Consider the following 18,938-nt stretch of genomic DNA (forward strand, 5'->3'; position numbering starts at 1 on the left):
GTGCCTGAGCTGATCATCGAAGCCGACGGCGGCAGCCGGGGCAACCCCGGGATCGCCGGTTCCGGAGCGCTCGTCCGGGATTCTCAAGGACGCATCCTGGCCACCCGTGCGACGCCCATCGGCCGAGCGAGCAACAATGTGGCCGAATACACCGGGCTGATCGACGGGCTGCGGCTGGCCCGCGACATCGACGACTCCGCCGAGATCGAAGTTCGGATGGACTCGAAGCTGGTGGTGGAGCAGATGAGCGGACGGTGGAAGATCAAACACGAGGACATGCGTCGACTGGCCGCTGAGGCCTCAGCCATCCTGCCGATGATGAACCTCACCTTCACCTGGATCCCGCGGGCCCAGAACGGCGATGCCGATGCGCTGAGCAACGAAGCCATGGACGCGGCCGCCGCAGGACGTGACTGGGACCCGGCGAGCAGCCGAATCCGGCCGCAGCCTGCGCCCTGAGGCGCCACGGACCGAGGCATCGAGGCATCTGACGCCTCCACCCACGTCTCCGGCCGACACTGTCTCCGGCCGACACTGCGCTGAAGAGCCGGGACGTCATGAGCGGTGAGACGGTGACGAGCAGTGGAACGGCGAGGAATGCTCAGAGGGCGAGGCGCGCTCAGACGGTGATGAGATCCAGCTGGTGCGGCGTGCGTCCCTGAGCTGGACGCAGCTCCACCGCCCATTGCGCGGAGGCGATCTCCGCCACGTCCTCGATGGTCTCAGGCTCGCGCTCTGCGCGCAGGAGCATACCGGCCAGAGTGCCCCGGGCGTGTTTGGCGAAGTGGGTGACCACTGTGCGCCTGCCGTCGGCGTCGGTGAGGTTGTTGACCACCAGCGTCTGCTCAGGCTGCGGCCGGTGGACGGTGGCGTAGGTGCTTGAACGGCAATCGACGATCAGCTCCTCAGCGCAGTGCTCATCGAGCACAGAGCCCATCGCGCCGCGCCAGAACGTACTGAGCCGACCAGGAGCGCCGGGCTGCCCGGAGGGAGCCAGCGTCACGCCCATGGAGAGCCGGTGGGTAGGCAGCAGATCGTCGAAACCGGTGACCCCGAAGAGACCGGAGAAGATCAGCACACAGCGGCGGGCGCGCTCACGGGCCGCCTCGTCCATACCTGCGGCATCCAGAGCGTTGAACAGCACCCCGGTGTAGAGCTCGTGGGCCGGAGCGGTGGGGCCGGAGCGCACGGCCAGATTGGCCTGTACCTCGTCCATCACCGAGGCTCCGACCTTCAGCGTCTTCTGTGCCTGCGGACTCTGCGACACGGCGATCAGTGCCTCGATCACGCGCTCACGCTCAGCACGGAGCTCAGGGAAGACCAGCGACTCGAGATCCAGCGGCGCGGCGGCGTCGGCAGCCCGCGGCGGTGTCTTGCCCTCGGAGGGCGGGAGGTAGATCAGCACCCGGGCAGGGTACCAAGGCACTGAGGCCGATGCCCGGCGATGTGCTCCTCGGCACCGCGGAGACCGTAGACTGACGTGTGGGACGGGTCGACTGGGCCGTCGCGGCGGCGGGATAACTCTCGGCCGTCGAGGAACGTCCGGACACCACAGGGCAGGATGGTGGGTAACGCCCACTCGGGGAGACCCGCAGGCCAGTGCCACAGAGAGCAGACCGCCCGCAGCGCCGCTGTGCGTCACGTGCGGGTAAGGGTGAAAGGGTGGTGTAAGAGACCACCAGCGCGATGGGTGACCATCGCGGCTCGGCAAACCCCATCCGGTGCAAGGCCGAATAAGGATGCGTGATCAGGGCTGCCCGCCCGAGCATCCGGGTTGGCTGCTTGAGGCCCGCGGTGACGCGGTGCCCAGATGGATGGCGGCCCCCGCCGTGGACGCCGTAAGGCATCGGCGGGACAGAATCCGGCGTACAGGTCGGCCCGTCCCACCTCCGCCACCACCCTCAGAGGGCCTAAGATGGTGGCGGAACCAGGCGGGGCACCTTCGGGGTGTATCCCGGTCCCACCGAGACAACGACGTCTTCATGGAAGGAACGTGACTGTGCCGCACCGCGCAGCCGAGGAGCAGCTTCAGCAGTGGATCGACCGGGAGGCCATGGCAGAAGCCATGATCCCGCTGATCGGACGCCTGTACCGCGAGAACAACGTGGTCACCGGAATCCACGGCAGGAAACTGGTCAACCAGTCTGCAATCGAGATCCTCAAAGCTCACCGCTTCGCCCGCCAGGTCGATGAGGTGGAGCTGCCCATCTCTGAGACCCTTCCCCTGGTCGAGGCGCTGACCACCCTGGACCTCGGCGCCGCCAGTGTGGACATCGCGCGGCTGAACCACCGGTTCCGGACATCGGGTGCGCAGGATCTCACGGAGTTCCTGCGCGAGGAACTCGCCGATATCGTCGGGACGAAGGGCCAGCAGACGACGAGTCAGCGTGACGTCGTCCTCTATGGCTTCGGCCGCATCGGACGTCTCCTCGCACGCATCCTGGTCGGCCGGGCCTCCTCAGCCTCCGGTCTGAGGCTGCGCGCCATCGTGGTGCGCAAGGGGGCCGAGAACGACCTCGCCAAGCGGGCGTCACTGCTGCGCCGCGACTCCGTGCACGGTCCCTTCGACGGGTCGATCCGGATCGATGAGGACAACGACGCGATCATCGCCAACGGCACCTACATCCAGGTCATCTACGCCAACGATCCGGCCGAGGTCGACTACACCGCCTACGGCATCGACGAGGCGGTGATCGTGGACAACACCGGCCGGTGGCGTGATGAGGAGGGACTGAGCAAACATCTGCAGGCCCGCGGCGCCTCCCGAGTGCTGCTCACCGCACCGGGGAAGGGGGACCTGAAGAACATCGTCTTCGGTGTGAACCACCAGGACATCGCCGAGGAGGATACGATCCTCTCCGCCGCCTCCTGCACCACCAACGCGATCACCCCGATCGCGAAGCTCATGCACGAGACCTACGGCATCGATCACGGCCACGTGGAGACTGTGCACTCCTACACCAACGATCAGAACCTGATCGACAACTTCCACAAGGGCGAACGCCGGGGACGTTCGGCGGCGCTGAACATGGTGCTTACCGAGACCGGTGCGGCCAAGGCGGTGGCCAAGGCGCTGCCCGCACTGGCCGGCAAGCTCTCCGGCAACTCGATCCGCGTCCCCACCCCGGACGTCTCCATGGCGATCCTGAACCTGGAGCTTGAACAGGAGACCACCAAGGAGGAGCTCAACAGGTTCCTGCGGAAACAGGCGCTGGAGGGCGAGCTGCACAAGCAGATCGACTACATCGACTCCGCAGAAGTGGTCTCCACTGACTTCGTGGGCACCCGGGCGGCCGGGATCGTCGACGGGCTGGCCACTATCGTCAACGGCCGCCAGGCCATCCTCTACGTCTGGTACGACAACGAGTTCGGCTACTCCGCACAGGTCATCCGGTGCCTGGAGCACATGACCGGTGCCGCTCCGGTGAAGTATCCGCTGGTCGGCCAGTCCGCCTGAGCTGATCACAGGACACGACTGACCACAAGAGGAGGGGGCTGCCCGGAACGTTCCGGGCAGCCCCCTCCTCTTGTGGCAGTCCGCGATCAGCCGCGGGTGAGCTTGCGGTGGGTCACCCGGTGCGGACGTGCCGCCTCCGGGCCGAGGCGTTCCACCTTGTTCTGCTCGTAGGACTCGAAGTTGCCCTCGAACCAGTACCAGTTGGCGGGGTTCTCCTCGGTGCCCTCCCAGGCCAGGATGTGGGTGGCCACACGGTCGAGGAACCACCGGTCGTGGGAGATGACCACTGCACAGCCGGGGAAGTCCAACAGCGCGTTCTCCAGGGAGCCGAGGGTCTCGACGTCGAGGTCGTTGGTCGGCTCATCGAGCAGGAGCAGATTGCCGCCCTGCTTCAGCGTCAGCGCGAGGTTCAGCCGGTTGCGCTCACCACCGGAGAGCACCCCCGCCTTCTTCTGCTGATCCGGTCCCTTGAACCCGAAAGCCGAGACATAGGCACGCGAGGGCATCTCCACCTGGCCGACCTGGATATGGTCCAGACCGTCCGAGACGACCTCCCAGAGAGACTTCTCCGGGTCGATTCCGGCGCGCCCCTGGTCGACATAGGCGATCTTCACCGAGTCACCGACCTTCAGCTCACCGCCGTCGAGGTCCTCCATGCCGACGATGGTCTTGAACAGTGTGGACTTGCCGACGCCGTTGGGACCGATCACTCCCACGATGCCGTTACGGGGCAGGGAGAAGGAGAGCCCGTCGATCAGGACACGCTCGCCGAAGCCCTTCTGCAGGTTCTCGGCCTCGATCACCTGGGTGCCCAGCCGGGGCCCGGGCGGGATCTGGATCTCCTCGAAATCGAGCTTCTTCGTGCGTTCAGCCTCGGCGGCCATCTCCTCATACCGGGCCAGACGCGCCTTGGACTTCGCCTGACGTCCCTTAGTGTTGGAGCGGACCCACTCCAGCTCCTCGGCAAGACGCTTGGCCATCTTCGCGTCCTTCTTGCCCTGGATCTCCATCCGCGAGCGCTTCTTCTCCAGATAAGTGGAGTAGTTGCCCTCGTATGGGTAGAGACGGCCGCGGTCGACCTCACAGATCCACTCGGCGACATGATCCAGGAAGTACCGATCGTGAGTCACGGCGAGCACCGCACCCTCATAATCGGCCAGGTGCTGCTCCAGCCACAGCACCGATTCGGCGTCGAGGTGGTTGGTGGGCTCGTCGAGCAGCAGCAGGTCCGGTTTGGAGAGCAACAGCTTGCACAGCGCCACACGACGGCGCTCACCGCCGGAGAGCACGGAGACGTCCGCATCTCCGGGAGGGCAGCGCAGCGCATCCATCGCCTGTTCCAGCTGAGAGTCAAGATCCCAGGCGTTGGCGGCGTCGATATCGGCCTGAAGGGTGCCCATCTCTTCGATCAGCGCGTCGAAGTCGGCGTCTGGATCGGCCATCTGCTCGGAGATCTCGTGGTAGCGCTGCAGCTTCGAGTAGACGGCGCCCACGCCCTCCTGGACGTTGCCCAGCACCGTCTTCTCCTCATTCAGAGGTGGTTCCTGCTGCAGGATGCCCACGGAGTAGCCCGGGGACAGCCGCGCCTCACCGTTGGAGGGCTGGTCCAAATCGGCCATAATCTTCAGGATCGTCGACTTACCCGCGCCGTTGGGGCCGACGACGCCGATCTTGGCACCGGGATAGAAGGACATCGTCACGTCATCGAGGATGACCTTATCGCCCACCTTCTTGCGGGCTTTGATCATGGTGTAGATAAACTCTGCCATGACCTCCAGGCTAGTCGGGACCTGCCTCCACGGCGAACGCGCCGGCACATATGACCCCGAACCTCAGCAGCCGTGCCGCGTGCCGGTCAGATCCGCATCGGTTCAGAACGGAGGGCCCTGGGAGCCGCTCTGGTCCCAGGACTGATCTGCCGCCGGATCCGCGCTGTGCTCAGCGGAGGGTTCCGAGCCGGCCCCGGCATCACGAGGCTCCACCGTGGCTGTCGCGGTGAACCCACTCTGACCGGCACCGCCGACGATCCGGGTAAAGCTGCCGGTGCCGAAGCTGAGATCGTGCCCGACACCGTCGGCATCGACCTCCACAGCGGTGCCCCGTGCGCCGGAGTCCTTCTCCCACTGACGGATGCGCAGCCGACCGCTGACCACGACCGGATCGCCTTTCGACAGTGTCGAATGCACGTTCTGGGCCAACGCGCGGAAGCAGTTGACGGTGAACCAGTTCGTCTCCCCGTCCACCCACTCACCGCGCTCTCGGTCGAAGCGACGAGGGGTGGACCCTACGCGGAACGTAGAGATCGGAAGCCCCTTCTCGGTGGTCACATGGCGGACATCGTTGCCCACGAACCCTCTGACAGTGACGGTCTCAGTCATCGCGGCGCGCTCCAGGCTCCCACGGCCGGTCTCGAATGCTCTTCCCGGTGGGGCTCGGCCGTGTCTATGGCCCCGCCGTGAAAGACCAGCGTCCCGCTCTGTGCCTGCTCAGCACAGCACCTGCGCCAGCGCTGTGGAGTACCGCGCGTGTCGTGCGGCCGTCACGTGGCCTGTGGAGGAACCGACTCGGTAGACTGACCAGCCGAAGGATCCGCAGCGGGCGCTCGGGTCCGGCGCCAGCCTCGGTAGCTCAGGGGATAGAGCAGCGGCCTTCTAATCCGCCGGTCGGGGGTTCGAATCCCTCCCGGGGCGCTTGAGACGTTCTCATCAGCTGCAGCTGGCCGCCGTGATGACGGCGGCCTCTGTGCTGTACCTGGCACATTCGCTGCTGCGGTACCGCAACTTCGAAGCCAAGGGCTACGATCTCGGCATCTTCGATCAAGCCGTACGCCAGTATGCGCTGCTGAAGGCCCCTATCGTGCCCATCAAAGGGGAGGACTTCCACCTCCTCGGCGATCATTTCCACCCGATCATCGCCACGTTGGCTCCGCTGTACTGGATCTGGCCGGACCCGCGGATGCTCAACATCGCGATGATCGCGTTGCTGGTCTCCACCGCGATACCCGTCTACCTGGTGGTCCGCGGGTGGTTCGGTCACCGACCGGCTCTGCTCAGCGCCGCCGCACTGCTCGCCTTCTGGCCGTTCCAAGCCATCGTGAACTGGGACTTCCATGAGATCGCCTTCGGCGTGCCGGTGATCGCCTGGGTGATCTGGGCGATCGAACGCCGTCGCCCGTGGTTGAGCGTCGGGCTCAGCGCCGTGCTGCTGCTGGTCCGCGAGGATATGGGCGTCACGGTCCTGGCCATCGCACTGGTCCTGGCGATCCGACGCGCCTGGCTGCCCGCCACTGTGACGGCCGTCCTCGGCGCTGCGGGCTACTGGTTCGCCGTGGAAGTCGTCATCCCGCACTTCTCTGCGGCGGGGGAGTTCGGATACTGGGAGTTCACCGCCTTGGGTCCCACCGCCGGTGCGGCAGTGATCTTTCTGCTCACTCAGCCGTGGAACGCGGTGGTCATCCTGTTCGACCACCCGTTGAAGGTGGGCCTGTGGCTGCTGCATTTCCTGCCCTTGTGGCTGCTGCCCTTCGCCTCGCCGTATGTGCTGCTCGGTGCACCCATTCTGCTGTCTCGGCTGTTCAACGACCGGCTCAACGTCTGGGCCCCGGTCTACCAGTACGACGCCATCCTGGCCCCGGTCTTCCTGCTCGCCGCGCTCGACGTCCTGCGCCGGATCCTCGCCCGCTGGCCGCGTCCGCGCCTGGCCCTCGCCCTGCCTGTCACCGTGCTGGCCGTCAGTCTGGTGGGCAGTCTCGTCTTTGCCCAGGTGTTTCCCTTCCAACGGACCCTCACCGGTGACAATTGGACGGTCTCCGAACGGGCCGAAGCCCACCAGCGAGCCGTGGACCTCATCCCCGACGGCGTGTGCGTCGAGGCAGCCGATACGGCAGTGCCGCATCTGGTGGACCGCACCGCGGTGGGTCTCAACGGCACCACCGATGAGCACACCCTGACCTGGCTGATCATCGATGACACTGTCGAAGAGCTCGGCGGCTCCGACCCGCTCACCCCGCAGCAGGCCTTCGACCGTGCTGAGCGCCTCGGCTTCGACACTGTGGTCGAAGACGACCACGGCCTCTGGGTGCTCAGCCGAGAAGCGGAGGACGCGGAGTCCTCCGCCGCAGAACTGGCGACCTGCCGTGACTATTTGGAGCGTCCATGACAGCGCACCCGACCCCGCAGGCATCTCAGGGGACGGCGCCGGTGACCGCGCCGCGCCGGGTGGTCATGCTCAGCCTGCACACCTCGCCTCTGGACCAGGCCGGCACAGGGGACGCCGGAGGAATGAACACCTTCGTCGACTACCTCTCCCGCGGGCTGCGCGAATCCGGCCTAGAGGTCGACATCGTCACCGCCTCGCAGACGGTCCCGCCGAGCACGGCGCAGACCCCGGCCGTCCAGACCCCGGCCGTCCGGACCCTGCCCGACGGCAGGCGCCTGATCACCCTGAGCGCCGCTGAGGATCAGGAGCTCTTTGGCCAGACCGCGGAGCTGGCGCGGGCCGCCGCGGCGGCACTGCGCACAGCCTCATCCACAGGTGTCGACGCCGTGCACTCCCACTACTGGATCTCCGGCGTCGCGGGGCTGCAGCTGGCCCGAAACCTGGGCGTACCGCTGGTGCATACGATGCACACCGTCGCTGCGGTCAAGCGCGAGCGTGACCCTCATCTGCCCACTGACCTGCGACGTGAGGCCCAGGAACGAGAGATCGCCCGCCGCGCTGCGGTGCTTACCGCGAATACGGTCCGCGAGGCCGAGGACTTGGCGCGACTGTACCCTGAGGCCGCGGCCCGGATCCGACTCATGCGTCCCGGCGTGGACCTGGAGATCTTCCGCCCAGACGGGCCGGCCTCAGCCCCGGAGAGCTCAACCCCGGAGAGCTCAGCCGAGGCCTATTCACCCCCAGCGGACTCAGTCGATACCACGCCGCACCGGCCGCTGAGGCTGACCTTCGCCGGACGCTTACAGCCGCATAAGGGCCCACAGGTCGCCGTAGCCGCCGTGGGCTGCCTGCGGAGACGGCGGCCTGACCTGCCGCTGCGGCTGACCATCGCCGGGGAGCTCAGCGGTCCGCTGCCCTTGGACATTGCCGTGCTGTCCGAGGAGGCCGGGATCTCAGAGCTGACAGAACAGATCGGCCCGCTGCCGCACCGACAGCTCGCCCAGCTGCTGCGCAGCTCCGATGTGGTGCTCATGCCCTCCTACTCGGAGTCCTTCGGCTTCGTCGCCTTGGAGGCGATGGCCTGCGCCACACCGGTCATCGCCCATGCGGTCGGCGGACTCACCGAGCTCATCGACTCCGGCAACACCGGGGTCCTTGTCGAGTCCTTGGAACCCGAGGCCTGGGCAGATGCCCTGGAGACTCTCCTGGACTCGGGAACCCGCACCTCGCTCGGTTCGGCAGCCGCGGGGGCGGCCAGGGACTACTCCTGGGCTTCGACCGCGGCGCAGGCGCTGCGGATCTACTCCGACTCCCGGGACTTCCAGACCGGCTCATAGGCGGCGGTCCGCGCTCCGCGGGTGACGGCGCCGACGCGGGCACGCAGCAGCCGTTCCTTCCACCAGGGAGCAAGGCCCTCCGGGGCGCGCACCATGCCTTCCTGCGCCACCGTTGCGACAAGATGCCCTGCGCGGTCATAGATCTGGCCAGTACCCAGACCACGGGCGCTCTGGGCACTGGGGCTCTGCTGGACGAAGAGCAGCCAGTCATCGGCACGGGCCGGACGGTGCCACCACATCGCATGGTCCAGTGATGCCACTTTCAGCCCGGGTTTGCCCCAGTAGAGACTGTGCCGGCGCAGCACCGGCTCCAAGAGCGTGTAGTCCGAGGCGTAGAGGATGGCCGCCCGGTGCAGATTCGGGTCATCGGGCAGTTCACCCCGGCACCGCATCCACACGGCGCTGTGCGCCCGAGGCGCACCGTCGGCCTGAAGGTAGAGGGGCCGGTCGATGTGGCGGATCTCGAAAGGACGTCCGTGCGCCCATTCCCGGATGACCGGATGCTTCACATGCCCGACCACCTGGCTCGGTGCCGGAAGCTGCTCAGGATCCGGGATGGAGGCCGGCATCGGCCGCTGATGGTCAGGGCCTCGGGAAGGCCGCTGATAGGAGGCGATCATCGACAGGATCGGCACGCCGTCCTGGTAGGCATGGGTGCGGCGCGCCGAGAAGGACCCGCCGTCGCGCAGCCGCTCCACGCCGAACTCGATGGGCCGGGTCGCGTCCCCGGGCCGCAGGAAGTACCCGTGCAGTGAGTGGATGACCCGATCAGATTCCACCGTGCGCATCCCGGCCTGAGCGGCCTGGGCCAGCACTTGCCCGCCGAAGACCCGCCAGAACGCCTGGTCGACGACGGGACCCAGGAAGCGATCCTCGTTCGTGCGGGTTCCGGTGCTGGGTGCGAGCTCTTCCAGATCGAACATCGCGACCAGCAGGCCGGCCGCTTCCTGGGGGTGCGGTGCGGGCGACTCGCGCGGGGACATGGAACCTCCGGTCTCAGGTGCGGATCAGATGCAGACGGGCACTACTCTAATCAGGCCTACTCTAATCAGGCCTACTCTAATCAGCCCTGCGCCTTCACTCGACTGCTCCGGTGCGCCACGAGGCTCCTCAGCGCTGCGCACCGGCTGTCGATGAGAGACTTGAGGCCATGACTGCCTCGTTGCGATTCGCCGAAGCCGCCGCTCTGCAGGATATGGCCACCTATATCGCCCGGGCGAGGAAGATCCAGGAACAGGGGATACGCCTGCAGGCCGTCGGCCCGGTGCTGGCAGCCTGGGTGCCGGTGATGACACCGGGCTCTCTGGTCAGCCGGCTGCCTGCCGTGCTGGGCCTGCGCACCGCAGCCTTGGAGGCTCCGCAGGAGGTCGATGCCACGGTCGAGCTCGGGGCGGTGACCGAGCGGCTGGCACGTCTGGGCCCCTCGGAGACGCAGCTGCCGCTGCCGCCGAGTCAGCTGACCGTGCCCTGGGCCGCTGTCACGCCCCCGCGTTCCGGCTGGCAGCCCTATGCTGAGATCGCCGATGACGCACTGCGCGACTGTGCTGAAGCCGGTATTGCGGAGATCGCGAAGGCGGTGCCAGATACAGCCGGTGCCGCCGTCGTCGAGCAGGTCCGCGAGGAGGTCTGGGGCCGGACGATGGGAGCCCTGCCCGCACCGGAGGCGGAGCAGGGTTCGGCCGCCGCCGAGTCCCTCCCGGGTCTGCCGGCGGGTGCGGCCTTCGGGGCACATGCACTGAACTTCCTCGCGGCGGCCGGAGCCGACGGACGCAGCACGATCCACCGTCAGGGACCGTGGTGGCGCCTGAGCAGCACTGGCGGGTTCATCTTGGCCCGGCCAGCTCCGTCTCGCCTCTGACACATGGTGCTTCTGGTCGTTGACCTGGCGCTCTGCCCGCTGAGCGCAGGGGCCGGAGCACCTCACCGTAGAGCGCCGGTGGAGTTGAGCAGAGCGCTGCCTTTCGGCGGCGGGGCTCTCAGCTGTTCACCATCGAATGCGCGGCACGTTCGAGGTAGTCCCAGAGGATCTCATCGTGCAGCGGGGAGAGCTCTGCGGCATCCACGGCCGTGCGCATATAGCGCAGCCAGGTGTCCCGGGCCGCGGCGTCGATGGTGAACGGCATATGGCGCATCCGCAGACGCGGGTGACCGCGGCGCTCCTGGTAGGTCCGGGGTCCGCCCCAGCACTGCTCTAAGAACATCAGCAGCCGCTCAGCGGCCGGACCCAAGTCCTCCTCCGGGTACATGGCGCGGAACTCCGGGTCATCTGCCACCTGGGCGTAGAACGTGTCCACAATGGTGCGGAACGTCTCGTGGCCGCCGACCGCCTCGTAGAAGCTCTGCTGCTCGCCTCCTCCGCTTGCCCCAGATGCCGCCGGTGTCGCCGGCGTCGTCGGTGGGGTGGCCACCGAGGCAGGTGGACCCCCGGGGGCGGATGCCCCGGGCCGTCCTGTCACCTGGGAGGGTGCTTTGCCCGTCGGCCTCAACGTGGCGATGGGCGCGCCGAGCCGCCGGGAGAAGACCGGGTTGCCGGTCGGGTTGCCAGTCGTGCTGCCAGCTGGGTCGCCCTCAGAGACAGCCGGTGTGGGCATACGTGGCTCGTGTGTCACGGGGAAGTTCACGCTGCGCGCGATGAAACACTTCTCGGCCGCCTGCAGATGCAAGGCGTCAGCCTCAGCGCGCTGAGACTCATCTGCCAGCGTCACCTCCGGGCGCAGCACTGCTGCGGTGATCTGACCCGCGCCGTCGCCCTCGACACGCAGGTCCGCGGTGCCGCGCGTGGTCATCGCGGTGACCACCACCCCGGACTCCGCGGCGAGGTAGAGGTAAGACAGGGTGTGGCATTGGCACAAAGCAGCCACCAGCAGCTGTTCCGGATTCCACCGGTCAGCGTCACCATGAAACGGACGGGCCGCCGAACCCTGGAGTGGTGCTGGAGTTGGCTCACCGCGTTGCTGCTCGCGAGCTGAGAGCACGGCAGTGATGGTGTGCCGGCGGTGGAAGTCTCGTGGTGCGGTGGTGCCGGGGCCCTCGCCCGCCTGCCATTCGACGTCGACGGTGAACGTGTGCTGCCCGATGTCCATGACCGGTGGACCGTCCTTTCGGCTCGCGCGAAGATCGTGGATATGCCGAATCTCGGCACAGCCTGCCCTCCATGATGCCCCAGACCGTGCTGCCGATGCCGACACCGGTGAGGGGACTGTGACGTGGCACCGGGTCGGCAAGGACATCAGACATCAGGTGCGGTACGTGTGCCGGAGCCTGACAGCGAATGCACTCACCTGACAGCGAACGCACTAAAATGGCTCTGGGCGTGGAAGTACGCCCGGAGCACCTGCCGCTGCACTCGATGAGGAGACAGAAGTTCCCATGCGCGTCCATATCGCCACTGACCATGCCGGGATGGAGCTCTCGGCGCATCTGGTGTCCCACCTCACCGAGTCCGGTTACGAGGTCATCGACCACGGTCCGCAGGTCTACGACGCCCTAGACGACTACCCCGGATTCTGTCTCCACGCCGCAGAAGCCGTGGCCGGGGAACGGCGTGAGGGACTGGACTCCTTGGGGATCGTCCTCGGTGGTTCCGGCAACGGAGAGCAGATCGCGGCGAATAAGGTCGCGGGGATCCGTGCGGCGCTGATCTGGAGCCGGGAGACCGCCCGGCTGGCCAGAGAGCACAATGACGCCAATGTGGCCGGGCTCGGGGGTCGCCAGCACAGCCTGGAAGAGGCCCGCGGCATCGTCGAGACCTTCCTGGAGGCCCAGTGGTCTGACGAAGAACGCCACACCCGCCGCATCGGAAAGATCTCTCACTATGAGACCACCGGCGAGATCCTGGACTGAGGTACCTGCCGCCTGATGCCTGAAGGTCATACTCTCCACCGCCTCGCCGCACGCATCGAGGAGCTCTTCGTGGGACGGCCGTGGTCGGTCAGCTCACCGCAGGGGCGCTTCGAGGCCGGTGCCGCGCAGCTGGACGGCCGGATTCCTCACCGCGCCGAGGCGTGGGGAAAACATCTCTTCGTCCATGTCGATGACCAGGTGTGGCATGTGCATCTGGGCCTGTACGGGGCCTTCACCTTCGGCGGTGACGAGAGCTTCCTGGAGGCGCTGGGCGGCACCGCTAGCCTGGGCGCACCGCGGATCGCCGCCGCCGATTCACCGTTGGAGACCGACGAGCACGGCTGGGTCATTCCAGAACCGCCCCGGGGCGCTGTACGTGCCCGGCTGAGGACGCGCCACGGCTGGGCGGACCTGCGCGGCCCGGCGACCTGCCAGGTGCTCACGGCACCAGAACTGACCTCAGTGCTGAAGCGCCTGGGACCTGACCCGCTGCGCAGCGTCACCTCTTCGACCGAGCCCGGAGCCGAGGCCTTCCTCCACGGGCTGAGCACCCGGCGCATCCCGGTGGCGCAGGCGCTGATGGACCAGCGCGTCATCGCCGGAGTCGGCAACATCTATCGGGCGGAATCGCTGTTCCTGGAGCAGATCGATCCAGCGCTGGCGGCCCGTGACCTGGACCAGACCCGGGCCCGGGCTCTCTGGAACCGGTTGACCCAGCAGCTGCAGGACGGCGTGGCGGAAGGGATCATCCGAACGCTGCGCGGCGCGGCAACGACGGGCAGCCAGGGGACCAGGCGGCATTGGGTCTACCAGCACCAGGGCACCGGCTGTCTGCGTTGCGGCTCCGAGATCCGGCGAGCTGAGCTGGCCGGGAGAATGCTGTATTGGTGCCCCGGGTGTCAGACGCACTGAGCCGAAGGAACAGAGTCGGCTGCGGCAGTGCACTAGAATCACAGGGCACCTGTCTGGGGATCGGCCACCAGGCCGCACCGCGATGATGACCGCGTACCGCAGCTCACGCCGAGCCCCACACCACACCACACTGCACGCCGAACCTCGAGGAGAGCGACTCCACGTGTCAGAGAACCGTACCGCCGATCCTTCCGGCCTCGATGACCGCCGGATCACCGTCCATCTGGGGGAGCAGAGCCTCGAGATGGCCTCCGGGACCACCGGTGCGCAGCTGTTCGCCGAGCAGCCCAGCACTGTGGTGATGCGGGTCGACGGGGAGCTCTGGGACCTCGCCCGCGAACTTCCCGATGCGGCACAGGTCGAGGCGGTGGACGTCACCGAGCAGGAAGGCCTGCAGGTGCTGCGCCACTCCACGGCTCATGTGATGGCCCAAGCGGTGCAGGAGCTCTTCCCCGAGGCGAAGCTCGGCATCGGTCCCTACATCACCGATGGTTTCTACTTCGACTTCGACGTCGCCGAGCCCTTCACCCCGGAGGACCTCAAGCGCATCGAGAAGTCCATGCAGAGGATCATCAAGCAGGGGCAGCGCTTCGAGCGGGAGGTCGTCACCGAGGAGCAGGCCCGGACAGCCATGGCCGAAGAGCCGTATAAGCTCGAGCTGCTCGAGGCCCAGAGCGGCGACGCCGCTGAGGGCGCCTCGGTGGAGATCGGCGGCAGTGAGATCACCATCTACCACAATGTGGACCGCAAGGGAGAGCGGGTCTGGGCGGATCTCTGCCGCGGCCCGCATGTGCCCAGCACCAAGCTCATCGGCAACGCCTACGCGGTGATGCGCGCTGCCGGCGCCTACTGGCGCGGCAAGGAGACCAACCCCCAGCTGCAGCGGCTCTACGGGACGGCCTGGCCGAGCAAAGAGGACCTGCAGGCCTATAAGGACCGTCTGGCCGAAGCCGAGCGCCGTGACCATCGGCGCCTGGGCCGTGAGCTGGACCTGTTCAGCTTCCCGGAGGAGATCGGTTCCGGGCTTTCGGTGTGGCACCCCAAAGGGGGGCTGGTCCGTGGGCTGATGGAGCAGCACGCGCGCGCCCGGCATCTCGAGGCCGGCTACACCTACGTCTATACCCCGCACATCTCCAAGGCGGACCTCTTCGCCACCTCCGGGCACCTGAAGAACTACCGTGAGGACATGTGGCCGGCCATCCACATGGATGAAGAGACCGACGAGCACGGCCACATCACCAAGCAGGGCCAGGACTATTACCTGAAGCCCATGAACTGCCCGATGCACATCCTGATCTACCGGGAGCGCGGACGCAGCTACCGGGAGCTGCCGCTGCGCCTGGCGGAGAACGGCACCGTCTACCGCAACGAACGCTCCGGCGTGCTGCACGGACTGACCCGCGTGCGCGGCTTCACCCAGGACGATGCCCACCTCTTCGTCCGCCAGGATCAGCTGGAGGAGGAAGTGACGAAGGTGGTCGACTTCGTCGTCTCCCTGCTCCAGGACTTCGGCCTCGAGGACTTCGAGCTGGAACTCTCCATGCGTGATGACCAGAAGGACAAATGGGTCGGCTCGGACGAGTATTGGGAGTCGGCGACGCAGGCCCTGCGCAATGTGGCGCTGAACTCCGGGCTCAAGCTCACGGAGATGCCCGGTGAGGCGGCCTTCTACGGGCCGAAGATCGATCTGAAGATCACCGACGCCATCGGACGCAAATGGCAGCTCTCCACTGTCCAGGTGGACCCGAACCTCCCGGAGCGCTTCGACCTTGAGTACACCGCCGAGGACGGCAGTCGGCAGCGGCCGATCATGATCCACCGCGCGCTGTTCGGCTCCATCGAGCGCTTCTTCGCCATTCTGCTGGAGCACTATGCCGGGGCGTTCCCGGCCTGGCTGGCTCCGGTGCAGGTCCGGGGGATCCCGGTGGCCGAGCCGTTCAACGACTACCTCGGTGAGGTGATGGATCGCCTCAAGGCCGCGGGAGTCCGCGCTGAGCTCGACGACGGCACCGAGCGGTTCCCGAAGAAGATCCGCACTGCGGCGAAGGACAAGATCCCCTTCGTCCTGATCGCCGGCGGCGACGACGCAGAGGCCGCAGCGGTGTCCTTCCGGTTCCGTGACGGCACTCAGGACAACCAGGTCCCGATCGAGGACGCGGTGCAGCGGATCCTGCAGGCGATCGAGGGCAAGGAGGCCTGATCACCCGGTGACGGCACACCAGAGCAGCTCTGCAGACGAATCGGGACTCGAAGAGGTTCCGGTGCCAGCCGGTGTACCCGATGCCTTTCAGCGGCTGTGGAACCCCCATCGTGTCGCCTATGTCCGTCGAGGCCAGGATCAGGTCACCGGCTCTGCGGACTGCCCGTTCTGCGCGGGTCCGCGGCGTGAGGATGAGGAGGCCCTCATCGTCGCCCGGGGGCGCAGCTGCTTCGTGATCCTCAATCTCTACCCCTATAACCCCGGGCACCTGCTGATCTCGCCCTACCGCCATGTGCCGGACCTGACGGACTTGAGCGTCGAGGAGTCGGTGGAGCTGACCCATCTCACCCAGGTCGCGATGACGGCTCTGCGGCGTGCGGCGTCACCACAGGGCTTCAACCTCGGGGTGAACCAGGGCAAGCCCGGTGGTGCGGGGATCGCCGCGCATCTGCACCAGCACGTGGTGCCGCGCTGGCAGGGTGACGGCAATTTCCTGCCGATCATCGCCGAAACCAAGAACATGTCTCAGACGTTGGGCCAGACCTTGCAGATGCTTCGTGAGGTCTGGGACGAGGCTCGGGAAGCCTTCGACGCCGCCCAGCAGGCGGTGCCGCACAGCGGGCCTGACGGCTCAGACGCAGACAGCGGCACGGGGGAGTCCGAGGGCTGATGCTCAACCGATACGCCCGCGGCTTCTTCAGCGCACTGTTCACACCCCTGGCCCGGGCTCTGCTGCGTCTGGGCATCACGCCGAATATGGTGACCGTCGCCGGGACGCTGGGGGTGAGCCTGGGTGCCCTGGTGTTCTACCCGCTGGGTGAACTGTTCTGGGGGACCGTGTGGATCACACTTTTCGTGTTCTCGGATCTGATCGACGGTCTGATGGCCCGGCTCGGCGAGGCCGGTTCCCGCTGGGGCGGATTCCTCGATTCCACGATGGACCGTATCCAGGACGGTGCGGTGTTCTTGGGGCTGACGGTCTGGTTCCTCGTCGACGGTGATCACCTGTGGGTGGGGGTCGGTGCGGGGCTGTGCATGCTGTGGGGTGCGCTGGTGCCCTATGTGCGCGCCAAAGCGGAGTCCTTGGGGCTCGACGCCGACGTCGGCGTCGCAGAGCGTCCGGAGCGGATGGTGCTGACACTGGTCTTCACCGGATTCACCGGTCTGGGTCTGCCGGTGGTCGTCCTCGGTGGTGTGCTGTGGCTGCTGGCGGGGGCCTCGCTGGTGACTGTGGTCCAGCGCATCATGACCGTGCGTCGCCAGCTTCACGTGGGGTGAGGGCCCGTGTGATGGGTAGTGATGGGTAGTGCTGCGATGCCCTGGTCTGGTGCCTGCCGTGCTGGGGTGTCGGGGCCTGTCAGTACGCGGCGGTAGTCTGGTGTCCAGCGACCCCGTCCCCGGAACAGAAACGGATGACTGATGGCCGGACACTCCAAATGGGCCAACATCAAGCACCGCAAGGCCGCCGTCGATGCCAAACGGGCCAAGATCAACGCGCGGTTCATCAAGCAGATCGAGATCGCCGCCCGGGCCGGTGGTCCGGACACTGACGGCAATCCTGCGCTGGAGCTGGCGGTGCAGAAGGCCAAGAAGAATTCGGTGCCCAACGACAACATCGACCGTGCCATCAAGCGTGGCGGCGGGCTGACCGGTGAGTCGGTGGACTATGACGAGATCATGTACGAAGCCCGTGGTCCGCAGGGTTCGGCGCTGTTGGTGGAATGCCTCACTGAGAACCGCAACCGCGCCGCTGCGGAGGTCCGCACAGCGATCACCCGCTCCGGAGGGACGATCGCCGACCCGGGCTCGGTGGCGTATATGTTCGAGCGCAAGGGCATCATCCGGCTTCCTCAGGCCGGGCTCAGCGAGGATGACGTCCTCGCAGCAGTGCTGGAAGCCGGCGCCGAAGAGGTCTATGAGCATGAGGACTCCTTCGAGATCCGCAGCGAGCCGCAGGACCTCTCCGACGTCGCCGCGGCGTTGGAGGAGGCCGGCATCGCCTATGACTCCGACGAGGCGGAGTTCGTCTCCTCGATGACTGTGGACCTGGACCTCGACGCCGCCCGGAAGTTCCTGCGGCTCTCCGAGGCGCTGGAAGACCTCGACGACGTGCAGAACGTGTGGACCAACGCGGATCTCAGCGCCGAAGTCCTCTCCCAGCTCTCTGCTGAGGCCTGAGGCGGCAGGATGGCGGGCAGCGCTCCAGGCGTCAGCAGCACAGGAAGCACCGGCAGCACTGGAGGCACTGGAGGCACTGGAAGCACAGGGCCGAGAGGGGCCACAGCGGGCAGCGCGAAGAACTCGCTGGTCGACCAGCGGATCCTCGGCGTCGATCCGGGTCTGACCCGCTGCGGGTTCGCCGTGGTGGAGATGCGGCGGGATCGCAGCGGTGAATCGATCCACGTGGAGGTCACCGGCACCCGGTCCCATCAGGACCTGGCGGAGCGCATCCTGGCGATCCAGCGTGCCGCTGAGGCCCTGCTCGACACCTACGCCCCCGATGTGCTGGCCATCGAACGGGTCTTCGCGCAGAACAACGCGCCGACAGTGGTCGGCACCGCCCAGGCCTCCGGGGTCGTCATCGCCGCGGCGGCGGCCCGGGGCATCCCGGTGGCCTGGCACACCCCCTCGGAGGTCAAGGCTGCCGTCACCGATGACGGCCGGGCCCAGAAGGATGCGGTGGCCCGTATGGTCCAGCGGATCCTGCGGCTGCCGAGCCTGCCGACCCCGGTGGACGCCACCGACGCCTATGCGGTGGCGATCTGCCATGCCTGGCGTGCCGGGATCGGTACTCGGCACGATATGTCTGCCGATACCAGCACCCATCAGGGGGCGAAGACCTCCTGGCAGCGTGCCGCCGAGGCCCAGGAGTCCTCGCTGACTCCCGCGCAGCAGGCCTGGCGCGCTGCGGAGCGTCGCAGTCGGGCACCGGGCGGGCGCGTCGGTGGTCGCGGCGCCGGTGGTCGGCGGTAGTCTGTTCGAAGACATCTACGAACTCCCCGCCGTGCCCGGGGCCACCGCCTGTGCTGAG

At 67.1% G+C, this 18,938-nt stretch carries 17 protein-coding genes, 1 tRNA gene, 1 other RNA gene and 1 pseudogene; 14 read left to right on the forward strand and 6 right to left on the reverse strand.

What is annotated here, in order from left to right; all coding sequences use genetic code 11:
• Window positions 1-459 carry a reverse transcriptase-like protein gene (locus tag RIL96_RS06110; protein WP_310548131.1) on the forward strand — a complete coding sequence of 153 codons (459 nt, stop codon included), beginning with the start codon at window positions 1-3 and terminating at the stop codon, window positions 457-459.
• 160 nt (window positions 460-619) lie between these two features.
• Here the strand turns inward: RIL96_RS06110 and RIL96_RS06115 are convergent, their stop codons facing one another.
• Window positions 620-1,405 carry a YaaA family protein gene (locus tag RIL96_RS06115; protein WP_310548132.1) on the reverse strand — a complete coding sequence of 262 codons (786 nt, stop codon included), beginning with the start codon at window positions 1,403-1,405 and terminating at the stop codon, window positions 620-622.
• 83 nt (window positions 1,406-1,488) lie between these two features.
• Between RIL96_RS06115 and rnpB the strand changes: the two genes are divergently transcribed.
• Window positions 1,489-1,885, forward strand: an RNA gene (gene rnpB / locus RIL96_RS06120) — RNase P RNA component class A.
• A 108-nt stretch (window positions 1,886-1,993) separates the two neighbouring features.
• Window positions 1,994-3,457 (forward strand): glyceraldehyde-3-phosphate dehydrogenase, encoded by a 1,464-nt coding sequence (locus RIL96_RS06125; RefSeq protein WP_374761857.1) that lies wholly within the window; start codon window positions 1,994-1,996, stop codon window positions 3,455-3,457.
• An 86-nt stretch (window positions 3,458-3,543) separates the two neighbouring features.
• Here the strand turns inward: RIL96_RS06125 and ettA are convergent, their stop codons facing one another.
• Window positions 3,544-5,226 carry an energy-dependent translational throttle protein EttA gene (gene ettA / locus RIL96_RS06130; protein ID WP_310548134.1) on the reverse strand — a complete coding sequence of 561 codons (1,683 nt, stop codon included), beginning with the start codon at window positions 5,224-5,226 and terminating at the stop codon, window positions 3,544-3,546.
• 102 nt (window positions 5,227-5,328) lie between these two features.
• Window positions 5,329-5,835, reverse strand: a complete 507-nt coding sequence (locus RIL96_RS06135) for a single-stranded DNA-binding protein (RefSeq protein ID WP_310548135.1) — start codon at window positions 5,833-5,835, stop codon at window positions 5,329-5,331.
• 239 nt (window positions 5,836-6,074) lie between these two features.
• Between RIL96_RS06135 and RIL96_RS06140 the strand changes: the two genes are divergently transcribed.
• The 3 genes from RIL96_RS06140 (at window position 6,075) to RIL96_RS06150 (ending at window position 8,952) form a co-directional block, all read left to right on the forward strand.
• Window positions 6,075-6,147 (forward strand) — tRNA-Arg (locus tag RIL96_RS06140).
• A gap of 1 nt (window position 6,148) precedes the next feature.
• The gene (locus tag RIL96_RS06145; RefSeq protein WP_310548136.1) at window positions 6,149-7,615 is read left to right on the forward strand and encodes a DUF2079 domain-containing protein; all 1,467 of its coding nucleotides are present in this window, start codon (window positions 6,149-6,151) and stop codon (window positions 7,613-7,615) included.
• Window positions 7,612-8,952: a glycosyltransferase gene (locus RIL96_RS06150; RefSeq protein WP_310548137.1), complete on the forward strand. Its 1,341-nt coding sequence runs from the start codon at window positions 7,612-7,614 to the stop codon at window positions 8,950-8,952. Before RIL96_RS06145 ends, RIL96_RS06150 begins: the two co-directional genes overlap by 4 nt.
• Here RIL96_RS06150 and RIL96_RS06155 read toward each other — a convergent pair.
• Entirely contained in the window at window positions 8,916-9,935 is a 1,020-nt protein-coding gene (locus RIL96_RS06155; protein WP_310548138.1) for an acyl-CoA thioesterase, read from the reverse strand. The two genes, RIL96_RS06150 and RIL96_RS06155, sit on opposite strands and share 37 nt — an antisense overlap.
• A gap of 167 nt (window positions 9,936-10,102) precedes the next feature.
• On the opposite strand from RIL96_RS06155, the gene RIL96_RS06160 reads away from it, so the two are divergent.
• The gene (locus tag RIL96_RS06160; RefSeq protein ID WP_310548139.1) at window positions 10,103-10,810 is read left to right on the forward strand and encodes a DUF8185 domain-containing protein; all 708 of its coding nucleotides are present in this window, start codon (window positions 10,103-10,105) and stop codon (window positions 10,808-10,810) included.
• Window positions 10,811-10,928: 118 nt separating this feature from the next.
• Here RIL96_RS06160 and RIL96_RS06165 read toward each other — a convergent pair whose 3' ends face one another.
• Together RIL96_RS06165 and RIL96_RS06170 are read right to left on the reverse strand one after the other, a co-directional pair.
• Window positions 10,929-11,360 (reverse strand): globin, encoded by a 432-nt coding sequence (locus RIL96_RS06165; protein ID WP_310548204.1) that lies wholly within the window; start codon window positions 11,358-11,360, stop codon window positions 10,929-10,931.
• 204 nt (window positions 11,361-11,564) lie between these two features.
• Window positions 11,565-12,182: pseudogene (locus RIL96_RS06170) on the reverse strand (OsmC family protein); the annotation flags it as partial.
• A gap of 139 nt (window positions 12,183-12,321) precedes the next feature.
• Between RIL96_RS06170 and RIL96_RS06175 the strand changes: the two are divergent.
• The 7 genes from RIL96_RS06175 to ruvC all read left to right on the forward strand — a co-directional run bounded on the left by RIL96_RS06175 (window position 12,322) and on the right by ruvC (window position 18,880).
• Window positions 12,322-12,795, forward strand: a complete 474-nt coding sequence (locus RIL96_RS06175) for a ribose-5-phosphate isomerase (protein WP_310548140.1) — start codon at window positions 12,322-12,324, stop codon at window positions 12,793-12,795.
• Between the two features lie 15 nt (window positions 12,796-12,810).
• Window positions 12,811-13,707, forward strand: a complete 897-nt coding sequence (locus tag RIL96_RS06180) for an Fpg/Nei family DNA glycosylase (RefSeq protein ID WP_310548141.1) — start codon at window positions 12,811-12,813, stop codon at window positions 13,705-13,707.
• A gap of 244 nt (window positions 13,708-13,951) precedes the next feature.
• Window positions 13,952-15,907, forward strand: coding sequence for a threonine--tRNA ligase (thrS, locus tag RIL96_RS06185; protein WP_310548205.1), 1,956 nt, complete (start codon window positions 13,952-13,954; stop codon window positions 15,905-15,907).
• A 7-nt stretch (window positions 15,908-15,914) separates the two neighbouring features.
• Entirely contained in the window at window positions 15,915-16,577 is a 663-nt protein-coding gene (locus RIL96_RS06190; protein WP_310548142.1) for an HIT family protein, read from the forward strand.
• Complete coding sequence (gene pgsA / locus RIL96_RS06195) at window positions 16,577-17,185, forward strand: phosphatidylinositol phosphate synthase (protein WP_310548143.1); 609 nt, start codon at window positions 16,577-16,579, stop codon at window positions 17,183-17,185. Before RIL96_RS06190 ends, pgsA begins: the two co-directional genes overlap by 1 nt.
• 141 nt (window positions 17,186-17,326) lie before the next feature.
• The gene (locus RIL96_RS06200) at window positions 17,327-18,085 is read left to right on the forward strand and encodes a YebC/PmpR family DNA-binding transcriptional regulator (RefSeq protein WP_310548144.1); all 759 of its coding nucleotides are present in this window, start codon (window positions 17,327-17,329) and stop codon (window positions 18,083-18,085) included.
• Between the two features lie 9 nt (window positions 18,086-18,094).
• Window positions 18,095-18,880, forward strand: a complete 786-nt coding sequence (ruvC, locus tag RIL96_RS06205) for a crossover junction endodeoxyribonuclease RuvC (RefSeq protein WP_310548145.1) — start codon at window positions 18,095-18,097, stop codon at window positions 18,878-18,880.
• The last annotated feature ends 58 nt before the right edge of the window (window positions 18,881-18,938 follow it).

The sequence above is a fragment of the Nesterenkonia aerolata genome (assembly GCF_031470965.1).
Classification (GTDB): domain Bacteria; phylum Actinomycetota; class Actinomycetes; order Actinomycetales; family Micrococcaceae; genus Nesterenkonia; species Nesterenkonia aerolata.

What these genes read in the sequence shown, in the direction of transcription:
- ettA (WP_310548134.1), bottom strand. Translation starts at nt 5,226, where the DNA reads ATGGCAGAGTTTATCTACACCATGATCAAAGCCCGCAAGAAGGTGGGC.
- RIL96_RS06135 (WP_310548135.1), bottom strand. Translation starts at nt 5,835, where the DNA reads ATGACTGAGACCGTCACTGTCAGAGGGTTCGTGGGCAACGATGTCCGC.
- RIL96_RS06150 (WP_310548137.1), top strand. Translation starts at nt 7,612, where the DNA reads ATGACAGCGCACCCGACCCCGCAGGCATCTCAGGGGACGGCGCCGGTG.
- RIL96_RS06155 (WP_310548138.1), bottom strand. Translation starts at nt 9,935, where the DNA reads ATGTCCCCGCGCGAGTCGCCCGCACCGCACCCCCAGGAAGCGGCCGGC.
- RIL96_RS06160 (WP_310548139.1), top strand. Translation starts at nt 10,103, where the DNA reads ATGACTGCCTCGTTGCGATTCGCCGAAGCCGCCGCTCTGCAGGATATG.
- RIL96_RS06175 (WP_310548140.1), top strand. Translation starts at nt 12,322, where the DNA reads ATGCGCGTCCATATCGCCACTGACCATGCCGGGATGGAGCTCTCGGCG.
- RIL96_RS06180 (WP_310548141.1), top strand. Translation starts at nt 12,811, where the DNA reads ATGCCTGAAGGTCATACTCTCCACCGCCTCGCCGCACGCATCGAGGAG.
- thrS (WP_310548205.1), top strand. Translation starts at nt 13,952, where the DNA reads ATGGCCTCCGGGACCACCGGTGCGCAGCTGTTCGCCGAGCAGCCCAGC.
- pgsA (WP_310548143.1), top strand. Translation starts at nt 16,577, where the DNA reads ATGCTCAACCGATACGCCCGCGGCTTCTTCAGCGCACTGTTCACACCC.
- RIL96_RS06200 (WP_310548144.1), top strand. Translation starts at nt 17,327, where the DNA reads ATGGCCGGACACTCCAAATGGGCCAACATCAAGCACCGCAAGGCCGCC.
- ruvC (WP_310548145.1), top strand. Translation starts at nt 18,095, where the DNA reads ATGGCGGGCAGCGCTCCAGGCGTCAGCAGCACAGGAAGCACCGGCAGC.